Annotated in this window: 3 protein-coding genes; 1 reads left to right on the plus strand and 2 read right to left on the minus strand. The window is 73.1% G+C overall.

Going from position 1 to position 1,743, the window contains the following annotated elements:
• Positions 1 to 184: 184 nt before the first annotated feature.
• Positions 185 to 466 (minus strand): hypothetical protein, encoded by a 282-nt coding sequence (locus LLG88_04210; GenBank protein ID MCE5246109.1) that lies wholly within the window; start codon positions 464 to 466, stop codon positions 185 to 187.
• A 216-nt stretch (positions 467 to 682) separates the two neighbouring features.
• On the opposite strand from LLG88_04210, the gene LLG88_04215 reads away from it, so the two are divergent.
• Positions 683 to 1,189, plus strand: a complete 507-nt coding sequence (locus LLG88_04215) for a flagellar basal body-associated FliL family protein (protein MCE5246110.1) — start codon at positions 683 to 685, stop codon at positions 1,187 to 1,189.
• 28 nt (positions 1,190 to 1,217) lie between these two features.
• Here the strand turns inward: LLG88_04215 and LLG88_04220 are convergent.
• The coding region (locus LLG88_04220) for an HDOD domain-containing protein (protein MCE5246111.1) at positions 1,218 to 1,743 on the minus strand (526 nt) is incomplete at its 5' end.

A 1,743-nucleotide genomic window follows, 5' to 3' on the forward strand; every position in this document is an offset into this window, starting at 1 on the left:
TTCCGAACCCCGTCGAGTCCATTCGCCCCCGAGCGAGATCCGCGCCGACACTTCCTCTACGCGGTGATTATGGGATTCCCGCCCCGGCGCAGGCAAGCGGCCGCGCGGAGGAAGTTTCGGGACGCGCCCGCTCCGCGCCGCAACCGTCCGCGTCGGCCCTGATCGAAGCGCCCGAGCCCGCGCGTCAGCGGCGGACGAAGCGGATGAAGACGCGGTAGTCCCCCCCCGCGAGATCGTCGGGCAGCCGGTAGGCGTCGGGGACGAGCAGCACCAGCACGCGCGCGCCCGGCGGGTCGATCTGGCCGGTCCGCGAGCGGCGGGCCTCCCCTTCCTGCGCCTTGAGCTGGTCGCGCGTCCGCCGCGGCGCCCGGACGTGGAGCACCTTCGCCTCGAGCGGAGCGGGCGCGTCGGCCGGCCGCCGCCCCGCGGCCGCCGTCGCGGGTATCGCGCCGATCACGACGTCCATGCCGCCTCCGCCGCGGCGTCCAAGTCGCCGCTACGGTCGGCTCTTCGGCCGGCGGCGATCGAACTTGAGCCAAAACGACTCGCGAAAGCGGGTCAAGCGCGGCGGAACGCGGCCGATAGGTAAAGCGCGGGCGCGGGCGCGCGCAAGGGCCTAGATTCGCCCTCCCCGGGAGGGGCGCCGGCGCGCCGGCGGGGAACGAAAGAGGACACGGACGCCATGGCCGAAGAACCGGGCAAGGAAGAGACCAAGAAGAGCGGCGGCTCCTCGATGATGCCGCTCGTGATCGTCGCGGTCGTCGCGGGACTCGTCGCGGGGGTGCTCGGCGCGGTCGGCTCGCGCATGTTCGGCGGCGGGAGCGGCGCCAAGGAACACGCGTCCGCGGCGGCCGAGGAGAAGGACAAGGCCCCGTCGGTGACGGCGGTCGTCCCGTTCGAGGCGTTCGTCGTCAACCTCGCCGACCCGTCGGGGAACAAGTACCTGCGGGTCGAGCTGAACGCCGTGGTCAACGACGCCAAGGTCGTCGAGCAGCTCAAGACCGACCAGTTGGTGAAGACGCGCGTGCGCGACCGCATCCTCACCGTCCTCAGCGCCAAGAGCTACCAGGACATCGGCACCCCCGCGGGCAAGGAAGCGCTGCGGAAGGAGCTGACGAAGGAAGTCAACAGCGTCCTCTCGCACGACGCCGTGCAGGAGATGCTCTTCGCCAACTTCGCGGTGCAGTGACTGAGGGGCGCCGCGAAGCGCGGCGCCGTCAGAGCGAGAGCAGCGCGGCGCGCGAGGCCGCGAGGCGCGGCGGCAATTCCAGCGCGAGCCGGTCCAGAAGGTCGAGCGGCACGCCGAGCCGTTCCGCGGCCAGCGTCGGGATCGGCGCGGTCACGCTGCGGGCCACCCAGTCGGAGACCACGACGATCGCGATGTACGGCGCGGCGTCCGACGCGGGGAACTCCGCCGCGTGGTGCAGTCCCGCGCTTTCGACGAGCGCGGGCGCCTGGTGCCAAAGCGTCAGAAGCGCGGCGCCGACCGCCGCGTGGTCCACGCCGAACGCCGCCCGCTCTTCGACGCAGGACGGGAGCGACCGCCCCGCCCGCTCGAACACGCCGACGTAGGCCTGTGTCCGCTGGGCCAGCAGCACGAGGCGGCCGCAGTCGTGCAGCAGCCCGGCCGCGAACGCCTCCTCGCCCCAGCCGAAGCCGAACTCGACGGCGAGGCTCCGCGCGGCGAGGGCCGAGGAAATCGAGTGCTCCCAGACCCGGTCGCGCGCGTCGGCGGCGCTCGGC

This window comes from bacterium (assembly GCA_021372775.1).
Classification (GTDB): Bacteria; Acidobacteriota; Polarisedimenticolia; order J045; family J045; genus JAJFTU01.